At 66.4% G+C, this 16177-nt stretch carries 12 protein-coding genes; 8 read left to right on the top strand and 4 right to left on the bottom strand.

The window, feature by feature from the left end:
* Positions 1-9: 9 nt before the first annotated feature.
* Positions 10-792: an SDR family oxidoreductase gene (locus tag QRN34_RS10075; protein ID WP_285404153.1), complete on the top strand. Its 783-nt coding sequence runs from the start codon at positions 10-12 to the stop codon at positions 790-792.
* Between the two features lie 12 nt (positions 793-804).
* On the opposite strand, the gene QRN34_RS10070 is transcribed toward QRN34_RS10075, so the two are convergent.
* Complete coding sequence (locus QRN34_RS10070) at positions 805-1443, bottom strand: DUF4124 domain-containing protein (RefSeq protein ID WP_285404152.1); 639 nt, start codon at positions 1441-1443, stop codon at positions 805-807.
* 17 nt (positions 1444-1460) lie between these two features.
* Positions 1461-2405 (bottom strand): DegV family protein, encoded by a 945-nt coding sequence (locus QRN34_RS10065; RefSeq protein ID WP_285404151.1) that lies wholly within the window; start codon positions 2403-2405, stop codon positions 1461-1463.
* Between the two features lie 194 nt (positions 2406-2599).
* Between QRN34_RS10065 and QRN34_RS10060 the strand changes: the two genes are divergently transcribed.
* The 3 genes from QRN34_RS10060 (at position 2600) to QRN34_RS10050 (ending at position 5122) form a co-directional block, all read left to right on the top strand.
* A complete protein-coding gene (locus tag QRN34_RS10060; protein WP_036138136.1) occupies positions 2600-3385 on the top strand; it encodes an AMP nucleosidase in 786 nt (261 codons plus the stop codon).
* A gap of 201 nt (positions 3386-3586) precedes the next feature.
* A complete protein-coding gene (locus tag QRN34_RS10055) occupies positions 3587-4234 on the top strand; it encodes a hypothetical protein (protein ID WP_285404150.1) in 648 nt (215 codons plus the stop codon).
* A gap of 18 nt (positions 4235-4252) precedes the next feature.
* Positions 4253-5122 carry an EamA family transporter gene (locus QRN34_RS10050; protein ID WP_285404149.1) on the top strand — a complete coding sequence of 290 codons (870 nt, stop codon included), beginning with the start codon at positions 4253-4255 and terminating at the stop codon, positions 5120-5122.
* Between the two features lie 144 nt (positions 5123-5266).
* On the opposite strand, the gene QRN34_RS10045 is transcribed toward QRN34_RS10050, so the two are convergent.
* Positions 5267-8389: a TonB-dependent receptor gene (locus QRN34_RS10045; RefSeq protein WP_285404148.1), complete on the bottom strand. Its 3123-nt coding sequence runs from the start codon at positions 8387-8389 to the stop codon at positions 5267-5269.
* Positions 8390-8865: 476 nt separating this feature from the next.
* Here QRN34_RS10045 and QRN34_RS10040 point away from each other — a divergent pair, with 476 nt between their 5' ends.
* Positions 8866-10524 carry a Na+/H+ antiporter gene (locus QRN34_RS10040; protein WP_285404147.1) on the top strand — a complete coding sequence of 553 codons (1659 nt, stop codon included), beginning with the start codon at positions 8866-8868 and terminating at the stop codon, positions 10522-10524.
* Between the two features lie 6 nt (positions 10525-10530).
* On the opposite strand, the gene QRN34_RS10035 is transcribed toward QRN34_RS10040, so the two are convergent.
* A complete protein-coding gene (locus QRN34_RS10035) occupies positions 10531-11316 on the bottom strand; it encodes a TatD family hydrolase (RefSeq protein WP_285404145.1) in 786 nt (261 codons plus the stop codon).
* Between the two features lie 336 nt (positions 11317-11652).
* On the opposite strand from QRN34_RS10035, the gene QRN34_RS10030 reads away from it, so the two are divergent.
* The 3 genes from QRN34_RS10030 (at position 11653) to QRN34_RS10020 (ending at position 16156) form a co-directional block, all read left to right on the top strand.
* Positions 11653-13611, top strand: a complete 1959-nt coding sequence (locus QRN34_RS10030; RefSeq protein WP_285404144.1) for a S8 family serine peptidase — start codon at positions 11653-11655, stop codon at positions 13609-13611.
* Positions 13612-13733: 122 nt separating this feature from the next.
* Positions 13734-14177 (top strand): hypothetical protein, encoded by a 444-nt coding sequence (locus tag QRN34_RS10025; protein ID WP_285404143.1) that lies wholly within the window; start codon positions 13734-13736, stop codon positions 14175-14177.
* Positions 14174-16156 (top strand): PA domain-containing protein, encoded by a 1983-nt coding sequence (locus QRN34_RS10020; RefSeq protein WP_285404142.1) that lies wholly within the window; start codon positions 14174-14176, stop codon positions 16154-16156. The genes QRN34_RS10025 and QRN34_RS10020 overlap by 4 nt, the downstream gene beginning before the upstream one ends.
* The last annotated feature ends 21 nt before the right edge of the window (positions 16157-16177 follow it).

Genomic DNA, 16177 nt, shown 5'->3' with positions numbered 1-16177 from the left:
AGACCTTTCATGCATCCACGACTTTCCAGCTGGCGCCTCGACGGGCGCACCGCACTCGTCACCGGCGCGAGCAAGGGCATCGGTTATGCCTGCGCGCGCGAACTGGCCGCACTCGGCGCCGATGTGCTGCTGGTCGCCCGTGACGAACTGGTCCTGCAGGAAGTACGCGACGAGCTGGCCGACGAGTGTCCCGATGTCGAGATCCTCGGCATGGCGGCCGACCTTGCCGAGCAGGAAGACCGCCTCGCCGTGTTCGACTGGGTGGTGGACCTGGACGTGGACCTTTCCATCCTGGTCAACAATGTTGGCGGCAACACGCCACGTGCCACGCTCGACTACGAGGCCGACGAATACCGCGCCTTGTTCGAACTGAATGTCTTCTCCGCGTTCGAGATGAGCCGGGCCGCTTATCCGCACCTGATCCAGCATGCCAATGCGGCCATCGTCAACGTCGGCTCGGTGTCCGGCATGACACACGTGCGTACGGGCTCCCCCTATGGCATGACCAAGGCCGCGCTGCACCAGATGACTCGCAACCTGGCCGTCGAATGGGCCGAGGACGGTATCCGGGTGAACGCCGTGGCGCCGTGGTACATCCGCACGCAGCGCAGCGAGCCCGCACTGGCCGACACGGAATACCTCGAGGAGGTGCTCGATCGCACGCCCATGGGCCGGATCGGTGAACCCGAAGAGGTCGCCGGTGCGGTGGCCTTCCTCTGCCTGCCGGCCTCCAGCTACGTCACCGGCGAGATCGTCGCGGTGGATGGCGGGTTCCTGCGTTACGGGTTCTGATCGCGCCGGCGATCAGCCGCAGCCCGCCAGTTGCCGGCTCAGCGCGGCATCTTTCGCTTCCAGCGGCGGGCGGTCGCTCTTGAAGGCGTTGCGCAAGGCCTTGCGGTTGGCGTCCGCCTCGTCGTGCAGCACACGGCAGGTCTCGTCCAGGCTCAGGCGACGGCAGGTGTCCTGCACCCAGATGTAGTTGGTGTTGGTGAGCACGCCGACGCTGCCCTTGCCACGATTGAGCTCCGGCGCCGAGGCGATGGCGGCGTTGCGGCCGCTATAGGCCTCGCCGAGGGTGCCGCCGAAGTCACCGACCACACCCGACGGCGCGAGATAGGGCTCGGTGTTGCCGTCCGACCGCGTGTACGGCGTGCCGTCGGTGGCACGGATGCAGCCGTAGCGGTGGGGCGGTGGCGCGTCGGGCATCGTGGACGGCGCGGTATCCGGCGCCGGTGCCGTCTCACCGACCGGGGGCATGTCCACCGCCGGGGGTGCACTACGCGTGGCTGCCGGCGCGGGATCGGCCAGTCGGATCATCTGTTGCTGCTGGGTCTTCGGGCATGGGGTCTGCTGGTAGATGACCTGGCCGGATGCCATGCACTTGTAGACCGTCTCCGCGCGCGTGGCGTCGCTGGCCAGCATGGCCAGGGCGACGAGGACCATGTGCCGGCCGTGCACGGTCAGAACTCGGCAACGTGGTCTTCGCCGGCCAGGCCGAGCGTCATCGCGCCTTCGCCGACGTTGACCATGCCGGTGATGCTCATCGGGCTTTCGAGGATCTCGACACCGGCATCGCCACAGGCACGGGTGAGCGGATGGTAACCGGGCAGGTTGCGCATGTCGTCCAGGTCGCCGCCGTAACTCAGCGACAGCGACGGCACCAGCAGCCCCGCCTGCACGCGGCGTGACGCGTACTCGAACAACGATTGCGCACCGTGCTCGAAACCCCGCACCTTGCCGACCGGGCCGGTCTCGCCACGGTGGGCGCGCAGGATAGGCTTGATGTCCAGGGCGCTGCCCAGCATCGACGTCAGGAAGCTGACGCTGCGGTCGCCCTTGCTGCGCGCACGCGAACGCAGGTAGTTGAGGTCCCGCGGCAGCATGTAGCCGTACGAGCAGTCGGAGATGTGGGCGGCGCGCTCGCGTACCTCGGCGGGCGATTTGCCCGCCCGGATCATGCGTACCGTCTCGGCGATGGCCGGCACGGAGCCGGCGAAGATAGTGCGCGTGTCGACGACGCGCATCAGGAACGGACCCGTCTGTCCCGCCGCCTCGCGAAGGGGGCGGTAGTTCTTGAGGATGGCGAAGCTGGCCTTGATCACGTTGTCGTGGATCGGGCTGCGCGTGGCCATGATGGTCAGGCAGACCACGCAGTCGAACCGCGCCACCATGTGATCGAGCACCAGGTTTTGCACGTCCTCGACCGAGCTGGCCTCGGTTTCTGCCGAGTGGCTGCGGCTGCCCAGCTTCTGGTCCAGGAAACGCCGGATCTCGTCGGGGTCGCGGTCGTCCTTGAAGCTTTGGCCGTCCACCTTGACCGTGACGGGCATGACCGCGATGCCGTTGTGCTCGATGAATTCACGCGGCACATCGCAGGCCGCATCGATCGCCACTCCGATTCGCATCGGCACCCTCCCATCCACGGCCGCAAAGCCTCGCGGCGCCCGAAACGCCCGCTGCGTCCCATGTCCTCCGCTGGGCCGGATGCTACACTCCGCCGATTGAATTTGGCACTCCGCCGGCGTGGCGTCGCCGGTAACCGCGCCGTCGGACCGTGAAGGTGGCCTCCGCCGCCGGCGCACGCGCAACCGGATTCCCCATGAAAACCAAGAACGAGATCGTCTCCAACTGGCTGCCCCGCTACACGGGCACCCCCCTGGAGGCCTTCGGCCGGCACATCCTGCTGACCAACTTCGGCCACTACGTCGAGCGCTTCGCCACCGACCATGGGGTGGAGGTACGCGGTCGCGACCGCGCCATGCCCAACGCCACGGCCGACGGCATCACCTTGATCAACTTCGGCATGGGCAGCCCCAATGCCGCGACCATCATGGACCTGCTCAGCGTGATCGAGCCGGAGGCCGTGCTGTTCCTCGGCAAGTGCGGTGGCCTGAAGCGCAAGAACGCCATCGGCGACCTCATCCTGCCCATTGCCGCCATCCGCGGCGAGGGCACGTCCAACGATTACCTCCTGCCCGAGGTGCCGGCCCTGCCGGCGTTCCAGCTGCAACGCGCGGTATCGACGATGATCCGCGACCTGGGCCACGACTACTGGACCGGCACCGTCTACACCACCAACCGCCGCGTATGGGAACACGACGAGGCCTTCAAGGACTACCTGCGGCGCACGCGCAGCATGGCCATCGACATGGAAACGGCCACGATCTTCGCCGCCGGCTTCGCCAACCACATTCCCTGCGGTGCACTGCTGCTGGTTTCCGACCAGCCCATGATCCCGGAAGGCGTGAAGACCGAATCCAGCGACGCGGCGGTCACGGCCAACTTCGTCGACCGACATATCAAGGTAGGTATCGAGGCCCTGAAACTCGTGCGTCGGCACGGGCGCAGCGTGAAGCACCTGCGCTTCGAGGATGAAGCGGACTGACGTGAGGTAAGGCTCAGGGGTGCGGCGCCGGCCATCGAAACGCCGGCGTTCCGCCGAGAATGTGGCGCACGTCACGTTTCACGCGGGTACCCCTGAAACTCAGAATTCTTCTATATCGCTCTCCTCGGCCGGGTCCTAGCGTTCCCGCTTCCTTTCATGGGGGGCAATGCAATGAGTCAGGCATTTCGGCTGGACGATCACGTGCGCGAGTATCACTACGATTACGCCACGACACTGGACGGGATCATGGACGCGGCCCAGTGCGCACTGCTGGTCGAGCGGATAAACGCACTCATCGATGCAGGCCAGGTGAAGCTCGTGGATCACGAAGGGCGGGGAACCGATGCAGTCTGCGACACAGGTGGCCGCTATCTTCACCACATCTTCGAGGGCGACGACGTACGCCGCCACTTGCCGGAACTGATGGCCGTCTATCGGGCGATCCTGCCCCTGGTCGCCGCGGTGACCAGCCAGGAGGCGGTTCTCTCTCCTTATCCCCGGTCGGACGTCAATATCAAGGTCTACCCGCCGGGGGGCGGCACGTTGGGCGAACACTACGACACCAACGGCATCACGGTACTGCTCTTCCTGACGGACAACCGCGAGGCGCCGCTGCGCATGCAGATACCGCGCGCGCATCCTTCGCGGGGCGCGTGGGTGGAGCGACGGACCATCCACGCCCGCGCCGGTACCCTTCTGGTGATGAAGGGGAGGGAGGTGCTTCATGATTGCGAGCCGACGATGAGCGAACAGAAAATCTCCGTGGTCCTCAATTATTACGTGCGTGGCGATACATGGCGTCACGCATCTTTCGACGATTTCGTCTACGACGGTGTGGCACCGGCCTAAGGGGCTTTGACGATGCGTATGCGCGACCTGTTGCTCGGTGTCTTGGTTACCGTGATCTGGGGCAGCAACTTCTCGGTGATCGAGGTCGGCCTTCGCGATCTCGATCCCTTCCTGCTCACGGCGCTGCGGTTCCTCATGACCGCCCTGCCGCTGATCTTCTTCTTTCGCCGGCCGGCGAACGTGCCGCTGGCTGCGGTGGCTGGCTACGGCATACTGTTCGGCGTGGGGCTATGGTTTGTTGTGAACCTTGCCATGTCCCAAGGGATGTCGCCGGGGCTATCGTCACTGGTGCTGCAGTTCGCGGTGTTCTTCACCCTGCTGCTGAGCGCGTTGGTCTTCGACGAGCGGATCCACCGGCCGCAGGTCGTCGGGATGGTCCTCGCCGTGGGTGGCCTGCTGCTGGTCATCGGCTACACGCAGGGTGCTGCCACCGTGCGCGGCGCACTGCTGGTGCTACTCGCCGCACTCAGCTGGAGTGTCTGCAACCTGCTGGTGAAACGATACAAGCCGGCGGACATGCTGGCCTTCATCGTCTGGTCGAGTGCCTTCGCCGCCCCGGCGCTGTTGCTGCTGACCGCCTGGGTGCGCGGTGCCGCGCCCTTCGTCGCGCTGGGCCATGGCGTCACGCTGGCTGCGGTTGGATCGATCCTTTTCCAGGCGTATGTCACCACGATTTTCGGCTACTCCGTCTGGAATACCTTGATGAAGACCTATCCGGCAGCCACGGTGGCGCCACTGTCGTTGCTGGTGCCCGTGTCGGGTATCGCCACGTCGTGGCTCGTCTTCGACGAGCACTTTGCACCGGGTGTGTGGGGTGGTGTGGGGGTGATGCTTTGTGGGGTGGTTGTGTTTGTGCTTGCGCCTAGGTGGGGGCGTCGGGTGCGGTGATCGCGGACATCGTCCGCTCCTACAGGCAGCGGTGAGGCCGGGGCGAAAAAAAGGCCGTCCGTGGGAGCGGACGGCGATTCGGGGAGGTTTGCAAGGTGGCGCGCCACGGAGGATGGCGCGCGCCCTGTCTTCTTGTCGTGGTGCTTAGAGCGAGAAGTCGTACTCGGCCGACAGCTGCACGTAGCGCGGCTGCTGGAAGCTGGTCGGGATCTTGTACGTGGTGCCGGACAACGAGTTGCCGTTGTTGTCTTCGCCCACTTCGTTGATCGTCGCCGTGTGCTGCTTGTTGAAGATGTTGAACACGTTGGCCGAAATGGTCAGCCCCTTGGCCCAATCGGGCTTGTAGGCCGCATTCAGGTCGATGTTCCAGTAGGTCGGCGTGCGACCCACCGAGCCGCGCTGCACCACGAAGCCGTTGCAGTAGAGGTACGCGCCGCCGCCGTAACCGCCGATGGTGCCGTCGATCGGGTTCAGGCCGTAGCAGTTTTCCGGGCGACCGGTCTGCAGCAGCGCGTTGGCACCGACCAGGAACTGCGGCGAGATCTGCCATGCCCCGTAGATCTTGAACGTGTGCTTGCGATCGTTGGGCAGGTAGCCGTTGGTGCCGGCCATGATCTCCGGATAATCGAACAGCTCGGTCGTGCCGGTATCGGCCTGGCCGTTGGCCGAGTCCACGCCACCTTCCGAATTGCCGCGGGTGTGCGACCAGACGTACGACGCCTTCATGTACCAGGTGTTGTCGAAGTTGCGCTCGGCGGTCAGCTGCATCGCCATGTAAGAGCGCTTGTACTTCGGCTCGCCCACGACGGCGCCGGGCAGGTGGATGTCGTACAGCGTGCCGGTGGCATCCACGGGCGTGCGCAGGGTGACGGAACTGCCGGGATTGAAGATGTAGCAACCCGGTACATTGGTCGCGGAGGGCGACAGGTTGGTGGTGTCGAGGTTGAGGCCGTACTGCGCATTGGCTGCCGCGGCGATCGGGCGGAAGTCGCACGAGTCGTCGATGCCGGTCAGGATCTTCCGGTAGATCGCCTTCGCGCCGAACGTCCAGTCGGCCACCTGCTGCTGCGCACCGAGGATGAACTCACGCTGCTTGAACGGCTTCAGGTCCTTGGTCGCCACGGCACCCGGATTGGGCACCACACCGGCCTCGCCGTTGGAGTACTGGGTGACGGCGCGCGCCGGGTTGGCTGCCGCATAGGCGGCCGGCACCGGACCCAGTCCGGTGGGTGCACCCGTGGTCGGATCGACCCCCGTATAGCTGAAATAGTTGATCTGGTAGAGAGAGGCTGCCGCACCACGCAACGCCACGTTGCCGTCCAGCGGAAGCGAGTAGTCGCCCGCGCTGCCGTACACCTTCAGCGAGGAGTCGCCATGCACGTCCCACGAGAAGCCCAGGCGCGGCTGCCAGCTGTGGATCTGGCTGACGTAGGTCTGGCCGAGGCTGTTGGTGTTGTTGAAACCGTCGTTGCGCACGCCGATACGGGCAACGAAGTTATCGGTGACGTGCCAGTTGTCCTGCAGGTAGTACGACTTCTGCGTGATGCCTACCTTGGCACCCGTCGCGAACACGGCCTGCTTGACGACGTTGTCCGACGGGTTGAGCGTCGCATCGTAGCCGAGGATCGAAGCCGGAATAGGCTGGTAGGTGTACGTCGAACCCCCTTCGTACGCCGTGCCGGTATCGGTCGTGAAGTGGTCGCGTGCCCAGCCGGCCTTCAGGTCGTGGTCGCCCAGGTGGTACTCGAAATCGATGCGACCGGCATTGCGCTTGTCCTCGCCGTTGGGCGTGGTCAGCTCGCCCGCCGACGTGAACGAGCAATGCGGTGCCGCAGGGGCGGAGCCGGCGACCACCGGATTGCGCTGGTCCACGATCACCGGGCAACCCGGCGAATTCACCGCGTCGAAGATGTTGCCGTCGTACTGCTCGAGCGTGCCGTCCGCCGTGGTCGCGCGTTCGACGCGACGGTTGGTGCTCTTGCCGTACTGCGCCGACACCGTGAAGTCGTCCGTGATGTAGCTGGTGTACTTCAGGATGTTGTTCATGCCGCCGGTCTTGTCGTACTGCTGACCGAGGTAGTCGCCGCGATGGGGCTGGCCGTTTTCGTCGTAGTTGTAGCCGTAGATGCTCTGTTGTTCCGTGCTGGTATCGCTGAAGCCGGTGTACTCGAGGATGTTGTTCTCGTTGATGTTCCAGTCCAGCTTGACCAGGTAGCGCGGGTCCTTGATGGTCGTCTTGTTGAAGCTGCCGCCGCCGGTGGCGTCGCCGTAGTGCTCGTCCGCCGTGCGCGTGCCGCCGACGAGCGCGAACATGAACAGCTTGTCCTTGATCAGCGGGCCGCCCAGCCACGCGTTCCAGCGCTGGCCGAAGTCGGTGGCGTTGCCACTGCCGTTGTTGCCCACCACATAGTTGCTGTTGTGGCGGTTGTTCTGCAGCAGCGATCCGTTCTGCAGGTAGATGTTGGGCTGGTTGGCCTGCAGCTGGTACGGGTTCCAGGTGTAGTCGATGCCGCCCTTCCACTCGTTGGTGCCGCGCTTGGTGTTGACCGAGATCACGCCGCCGGTGGAGTTGCCATATTCGGCGCCGTAGCCGCCGTCCTGGATCTCTTCCTGGTCGATGGCCTCGAACGGCACCTGCGCGTAGGTCAGGCTCTGGAAGAAATTGGTGACGTTGAAACCGTTGACGTAGTAGCTGTTCTCGGCCACGGAGGCACCGCCGAACGACGCCAGGTTGCCGAAGGCGCTGTCGCCCTTGGTCGCGCCGGGTGCCAGCAGCGCCACGGCGGTCTGGTTACGCGCCAGCGGCAGCTGCTTGATCTGCTCGGCGGTCATCACCGTGTTGGTCTGGCTGGAGGTGATGTCGATCGGCGGCAGTGCGTTGGCGGTCACCGACACCGTGGTCAGGTCCTGCGGGCCGCCTGCCGCGGTGGTGGAAGCGGGTGCCAGGAGGTTCAGGTTGAAGCCCTGGCCCGCCACGACGGTGACGTTCCGCGTGGTGTTCTGGCCGCCCTTCACCGAGGTGATCTTGTAGTCGCCCGGGGGCAGCGACGAGATATTGAAACGGCCGTCGCTGCCTGCGGTAGCGCTGCGGCTCAGGCCGCTGCCGCTACTGGTGGCGGTGACCTGGGCACCGGCATCCGCCGTACCGTACACACCGCCCACGGTGCTTTGCGCGAACGATGCGGCGCTGACGATACCGAGCCCGACGGCAATGGCCAACGAAAGCGAACGCCGCCGTGCGCGGTCCGATGAATGACGCAACTGCATGTAGATCTCCCCGGCCACAGGCCCATTGGTTCAAAGTCGCGCCGCCGTCGGCAGAAGGCGGTCGCGGTGTCGTGACGAAAACGGATGGCCGTCCGGGCCCCCTTGGTGGCGCCGACATCCTCCGCGTCGAAGCGCCGCGTGCGTGGTTAACGAAACCGCAACAAGCAAGCCGAAGCTAAGTCGCGCCGATGTGTGCACTCAAGGCGATTTGCATGAACGGATTTCCTTGCGCCACTTGCCTGCGCCGCGATCGCATGGATCAGTCGCTGCCGTCGAATGGGCCGATTGGCGTTACATAGCCATGGATCTCGGTTCCAGACGCAAGAACGCGCGATGCGCGCGCGTCCGGCGATAAAGAAAATTTCATGGAAGAAGGTTCCTGCGCAGGGCTTGCGGGGCCTCCTGATCTTTCAGAAGGCTTTCAAGCCGGCGACAACGGCCTTGCCTGATGTGCGTCCCGTCGCTAGTTTCCCCGGATGTCACTCGTCATCACCATCCTCGTACTGCTCCTGGTCATCGCGCTGTCCGGGGCGATCGTGCGCATCCTGCCCGTCCGGCTACCGCTACCGCTGATCCAGATCGCGCTGGGTGCCCTGCTGGCCCGCCCGTTCGGCATGCACGTGGAGTTCGACCACGAGCTGTTCTTCCTGCTGTTCATTCCGCCATTGCTGTTCGCGGACGGCTGGCGCATCCCCAAGCGGGAGCTCTTCCTGTTGCGCGGGCCCATCCTCGCCCTGGCCATCGGGTTGGTGTTCTTCACCATCGTCGGGGTGGGCTACTTCGTCCACTGGATGATCCCCACCGTGCCCCTCGCCGTGGCGTTCGCGCTGGCTGCCGTACTCTCGCCGACCGATGCCGTGGCGGTCACCTCGATCAGCGGCCAGTCGCCCATTCCCTCGCGGCTGATGCACATCCTGTCTGGCGAGGCGCTGCTCAACGACGCGTCCGGTCTGGTGGCCCTGCAGTTCGCCGTCGCCGCTGAGCTCACCGGGCGCTTCTCGCTGGCGTCCGCCGCCGGCGATTTCGTCGTGATGGCGCTGGGAGGGGTCGCCGCCGGCGTACTGGTCGGTGTCGGCTTCGGTATGTTCCGCCGCCGGCTGGTGCGCTGGAGCGGCGAGGTGGACCCCGCCGCCCAGGTGGCCCTGTTGCTCCTGCTGCCGTTCGCCGCCTACCTGCTGGCCGAGCACTTCGGCGCGTCGGGCATCCTCGCCGCCGTGGCGGCGGGCATGACCATGAACTACACCGACGTCCTCAAGGGCGGCTACGTGGCGACGCGTATGCAGAACTTCGCCGTGTGGTCGATGGTGGAGTTCGTCTTCAACGGCATGATCTTCCTGCTGCTCGGCCTGCAGCTGCCGGCCATCGTCGACGGTGCCAAGGTCGACATCGCGCAGGCGGGTGGCGGCCCCCTCTGGTACCTGGTCGCCTATGTACTGGCCATCACGCTCGCCCTGGTGGTGCTGCGCTTCATCTGGGTGTGGGTGTCGCTGCGCTTCGTGTTCATGCGGGCCCTGCATCGCGGCAAGAAGCGACCCCGTGTCGGCACGCGCCTGATCTGGACGACCGCGCTGGCCGGCGTGCGCGGAGCGATCACCCTGGCCGGCGTGCTGTCGCTGCCGCTGATGAAAGACGTGGGCGTGGCGTTTCCCACGCGCGACCTGATGATCTTCCTCGCCTCGGGGGTCATCCTCAGCACGCTTGTACTGGGCGCCATCGGTTTGCCGTGGTTGGTGAAGGGGCTGAAGATTCCCGGTGAAGATCCACGCGTGCGCGAGGAGCGCAAGGCGCGGGCGCTGGTCGCCGAAGCGGCGCTGCGCAGCATCGAGCAGGAGCAGCGGCGCGTGGCGGAGGAGGGCGACGAGCATGCCATCGCACTGGCCTCCCGGGTCGGCGCGCGCGTGATGGGCGACTACCAGCAACGCCTGGAGGCGGCGGGCGAGGAAGGCGACGTGCCACACAAGGCCCGCGCCGAGGCGGGCACCGAACGCGCGATGCGCGTGGCCGCGCTGCGTGCGGAGCGCCGCGAGCTCTACGAACTGCGGCGCAAGCACGCGATCAACGACGAGACGCTGCGTACCCTGATGCGCGAGGTGGATCTGGCCGAGGCTTCGTTGACCGGCCTGCACGCCGGCTGATCCGGTTCACAAGCCGAAGAAACGCTCGCTGGTACGGACGGTGGACTCGGTGAGTACTGCGGCCGTCTCGCCACGGTCCCGGGCCACCTCGTCACGGATGTGCGCGAGGTACATCGGCTCGTTGCGCCGGTCCTTCGGCAGCGGGCGCACCGTGCGCGGCAGCAGGTAGGGCGCATCGGTTTCCAGCATGAGCCGGTCGGCGGGTATCGATCCGACCAGCTCGCGCAGGTGGGCACCACGGCGCTCGTCGCAGATCCAGCCGGTGATGCCGATGTGGCAATCCAGGGCCAGGTAGTCGCGTAGCGCCTCACCGGTGTCGGTGAAGCAGTGCACGACCGCGGCCGGAAGGCGGTCGCGGTAGCGCGTGAGGATGGCGAGGAAGTCGTGGTGCGCGTCCCGCTGGTGCAGGAACACCGGCTTGCCCAGGTCGGCGGCGATCGCCAGCTGTCGCTCGAATACCTCCCGTTGCACCTCGCGCGGTGAGTAATTGCGGTTGTAGTCCAGCCCGGTCTCGCCGATCGCACGAACTTCCGGCTCGCTGCCCCACGCGCGCAGCAGCGCGTCGGTGGCATCGTCGTAGTCGATGGCGTGATGCGGATGCACGCCCGCCGTGGCAAAAAGTCGGCCGCCGCTGGCCTTCGCCAGAGCCAGGGCGTGCTCGCTGCCCTCTCGCGATGCCCCGGTTACCACCATCCGGCCCACGCCATGCGCCGTCGCGCGGGCCAGCACATCGTCAAAATCTTGACGGAACGATTCGTGGGTGAGGTTGGCGCCGATGTCGATCAAGTCCATGAATTGGTTCGCTTTGGGACAAGGGTTTGAATGCGGTGCGCGCGTGTTATTGCCGCGCAACACCATGAATTAAAACATGTATGGACGTCCGATCGCGGCTATTGCGGGATTTCCCGGTAACAGCTGTCCGACGTCGATCGGCATGTCGTCAAAATATTGACGTTCGTATTTTCCTACTGCTAGGTTCAACGAACGCCGTCAGGGAGACGGGCATCAGGGGACGTCAGAAGGATCTCAAAGCAGGTGTCTCAAGGGGACGTCGTCACACACGTCGAAAAAGGGAAGGGGGCCGGTCACCGGTTCCTGCAGCAGTACCACGGGCAGAGGGTAGTGCAGATGGTAAATCGCATCGTCGCGGGGACGCTCGTCGCCTCGCTTCTCCTGGGCGTCACGCCCGGTGTTTTCGCCGCGGGGCCGAACGCGCCCCAGGCCACGTTCGACGTCAGCAGCCTGCGGGCACCGACCGGCTACGACCGTTTCATCGTCACCTGGCGTGACGGCACCACGCAGCGCATCAGTGCCTCCGCGGCCACGCAGGCGATCGGCGCGGCGCTCTCGCGCACCGCTGCCACCACCAGCCAGTTGCGCGCCGGCAAGGTCGCCACGACGCAAGCCGTTTACGGACGCAAGCTCGCCACGGGTTCCGACCTGGTCCGCACCTCGCGCAAGCTGTCGCGCAGCGAAGCCGACACCTTGATCCGGCAGATCGCCGCCGATCCCGCCGTCCGGCATGTCGAGCCCGACGCGATGATGCAGAAGATCGACGATATCCGCGCCGCGGCGGTCACGCCGGTGGTAGTCGACGATACGTACTACGCCCGCTACCAGTGGCATTTCCGTCCGGCATTGGGCGAGGCCGAGAAGATCGGCAGCGACACCACCAGCTTCGCCAACCGCGGCGGCAGCAATGTCGCCAATGCATGGAACCTCGCCGACGGTTCGGGCGTCACCGTGGCCGTGCTGGATACGGGCATCACGCATCATCCGGACATCGACCTGTCGCTGGCCGATTCGGGCTACGACTTCATTTCCGACGGCTTCGTGTCGGGCCGCTCGACGGACGCGCGTGCCCCCGGCGGCTGGGATACGGGCGACTGGACCACCGAGGACAAGTACCTGCTCGCCAACGGCGGCTGCATCGATCCCTCCGCCGGCGACCAGCAGGAAGATTCCAGCTGGCACGGCACGCACGTGTCCGGGACGATCGCGGAGCTGAGCAACAACGCCACCGGCATGGCCGGCATCGCCTATAAGGCGAAGGTACTGCCGGTGCGTGTGCTCGGCCATTGCGGCGGCTACACCTCCGACATCGCGGACGCGATCGTCTGGGCTTCGGGTGGGCATGTCGACGGCGTCCCCGACAATGCCCATCCCGCGCAGGTCATCAACATGAGCCTGGGCGGCGGTGGTTCCTGCGCGTCCGATGCGGTGACCTCCGATGCCATCGCCTCCGCGATGTCGCGCGGCACGACGGTGGTCGTTGCCGCGGGCAACTCGGGCGCCGACGCAGCGAACTACTCGCCGGCCAGTTGCCCCGGCGCACTCACCGTGGCTGCCAACGGCATTGCGGGCAAGCGCGCCTACTACTCCAACTACGGCAGCACCGTGGCGCTGTCCGCACCGGGTGGCGGTATCTACGCGAACGACGGCTCCACGGGTGCCACCGTGCAGGCGGGCTTCATCTGGTCCGCGATCAACGCCGGTACGCACGAGCCCACGACCGCCAGTTACGGCGGCATGGCGGGTACCTCGCAGGCGACGCCGCATGTGTCCGGCTCCGTGGCCCTGATCCTCTCCGCGACGAAGGCGGCCGGCCTGGCCACGCCGACACCGGCCGCCATCCGCACGTTGCTCACCGCCACGGCGCAGGCCTTTCCGGCCACGCCGGACAAGCCGATCGGCGCCGGCATCCTCGATGCGTACGCCGCGGTGAACAAGGCGCTCGGCAACGATCCGGGCGAGCCCGGCGGTGACGCCACGGCCCTGGCCAACGGGGTCGCGTTGCCCGGCCAGGCCGGTCGCGCCGACGGCGTGCTGGTCTACCGCATCGATGTGCCCGCGGGTGCGCGCTCGCTTGCCTTGCGCAGCTTCGGTGGCAGCGGCGACGTGTCGCTCTACGTGAAGGGTGGCGAAGCCGCGTCGTCGAGCGTCTACGACTATCGGTCGATCAAGCCGTCGACCAACAACGAAGCGGTGACGGTTGCCCGTCCCGCGGCGGGCAGTTGGTACGTCACGGTGGTGGGTGTGAAGGATTTCGCCAACGTCACCGTGCAGGCAAGTTTCACGGCGCCATGAACCAGGCCCGCCGACGCGTCATGCGTCGGCGGGCCTGTGGGGGTTTTTTACGCTGGCGAGGGGGTCTTCGCCGGTGGGCGTGCAGGGAGGGGTCCCGCCGCCGTCTTAGGGAGGTATCGGCAATGCATTCACCAACACTGGCACAGGCCCTCGGCCTGGTGCTGACGGGCATCTTCACCGTGGCGGGCGCGGCAAGCGCCGCCGAAACGTCACCGGCCGCCGCACCGCAGACCGTCATGGTCCAGGGCGTGCAGGTCGCCATCGACCCGTCGACCGGTCGGCTGCGTGAGCCCACCGCCGCCGAGCGCGCCTCGCTGTCCAAGGCCTTCCAGGCCAGCGGTGGCAACGCCGCTTCGTTGAGCACGCAGCCACGCACCGCAGCGGAGGCGCGCTCCACCTTCCGCACGCTCAGCCTCGGCAACGGCGTGCATGCCAGGTCAGTGCGCGTGCCGCAGGAACTCATGAACAGCGTCGTCGCCGAACGCATGCCCGACGGCAGCGTCGCCGTGCACCACGACGACCACGGCGTGCAACCTGCGACGAACGCACCGGAGGTGACACGATGATCCGCCGCAACCTCCTGTTCACCGCACTGGCCGCCGCCAGCCTGTTCGGCAGCATCGGCGTGACCCAGGCCGCGGACATCAAGATCGTCAACCAGGACACCGGCACCGGCAAGGGCCTGGACGATCCGACGCCGGTCTCGCCGGTCGGCGGCAACCCGGGTACCACGTACGGCAAGCAGGCCCTCAACGTCTACCTGTTCGCCGCGGACATCTGGGGCGCCGTGTTGCAAAGCGACGTGACCATCGTCAACAACGCCACGTTCAAGCCGCTGTCGTGCGACGCGACCTCCGGCGTGCTGGGTTCGTCCGGCACCACCAACATCTACTATTTCGACGACACCAGCACGCTGCCGGCGGGCGCGGTGCGCAACACCTGGTACCACGCCGCGCTGTTCGACGCGCTGACCCACGAGGACGGCTCGCCCGGCGAGGCGGATATCCAGAGCCAGTTCAACGGCGCGCTGGGCACCACCGGATGCCTCGAAGGCTCCAAGTGGTACTTCGGCCTCGACGGCAAGACGCCGGCGGGTTCGATCAACTTCCTCAACGTCGTGCTGCACGAGATGGCCCACGGCCTGGGTTTCTCCGGCTTCAACAGCCTGACCACCGGTTCCGGCTACGTGGGTGACGACGGCGTGGCGCGTCCGGACATCTACTCGTCCTTCGTCTACAACGATACGCAGATGAAGAAGTGGTACGACCTGACACCTGCGCAGCGCGTCACGGCGGCACTGGACGACGGCAAGCTGGTGTTCACCGGGGCGACGGTGAAAGCCGAAGCGCCGCTGGCCCTCGGCCTGCCCAACGTGTTCAAGGTGACCGCGCCGGCCGCGGCCGCCGGTGAGTACGGCTATTCGCAGGCGGCCTTCGGCCCCGCCGCCACCGCGGCCAACTTCACCGGCAGCCTGGTGCAGGCCGCGCCGGCCGACGGGTGCACGGCGATCACCAACGCCTCGGCGCTGGCGGGCAAGATCGCCATCATCGATCGCGGTACCTGCGACTTCACCGTCAAGACGCTGAACGCTCAGGGTGCCGGCGCCACCGCCGTGCTCATCGCCAACAACCAGGCCGGTGCGATCACGCCGGGAGGCACCCCCGCCTCGCCGGTGAACATCCCGGTGATCGCGGTCAGCCAGGTGGACGGCAACAAGCTCAAGGCCAACCTGTCGGGCCTGACCGGTACCGTGGGGCAGGGCAGCGGCCTGGCCGGCGCGGATGCGCAGGGCAACGTGTTGCTCTATGCACCGACCACGCTGGCACAGGGCTCGTCGTTCTCGCACTACGACACCCGGCTCACGCCGAACGCGATCATGGAGTATGCGATCAACCAGGACCTGGTCGGCCAGATCGACGTGGACCTGACGCCGGCCCTGTTCCAGGACATCGGCTGGGGCCTCAACCGCACCTCGCAGAAGCTGCTCACCTGCGACACCGGTATCCCGACCCTCGTTCCGGGTGGCGTGATCATCGGTGCCAACGTGATCTCCAACGCGAAGATCCTCGCCAGTTCGTCCGCCACGGTGGGCGATTACCGCGCCGCGGTACGTGGTTATGCCACGCAGCTCGCCAGCGACGGCCTGGTCACGGCGACGCAGGCGTCCAGCCTGAATGCCTGCCTGTCCGATGCGCAGACGCAGGCGCAGTACGCGGCCTGGGGTCCGGCCACGGCACCGTCGGCCATCGTGCTGGGCAACAACGCCGCACTGGGTAACCAGAAGGGCGCGCTCGGTGCCTCGGTGGCCTACCAGCTCACCGTGCCGGACAACGCGAAGACGCTCACCCTGCGCACCTACGGCGGGTCGGGCGACGTGTCGATCTCGGTGGCCGATCCCAAGGGTGTGGTCAAGGTCCAACCGAACCGTCCGGGTAACAGCGAGCCGTTCACGGCGAGCAAGCCGGCCGCCGGCGTGTGGACGCTGACGGTGAAGGGCGAAGCGGCGTACTCGGGCGTCACCGTCCTGGGTGCGTACACGCTCTGAGGACGTGCCGGAACGCGGCCC

It is taken from the genome of Luteibacter sp. ME-Dv--P-043b, assembly GCF_030209605.1.
In the GTDB taxonomy this organism is placed as follows: domain Bacteria; phylum Pseudomonadota; class Gammaproteobacteria; order Xanthomonadales; family Rhodanobacteraceae; genus Luteibacter.
This window is presented reverse-complemented; position numbering and strand designations above follow the sequence as displayed.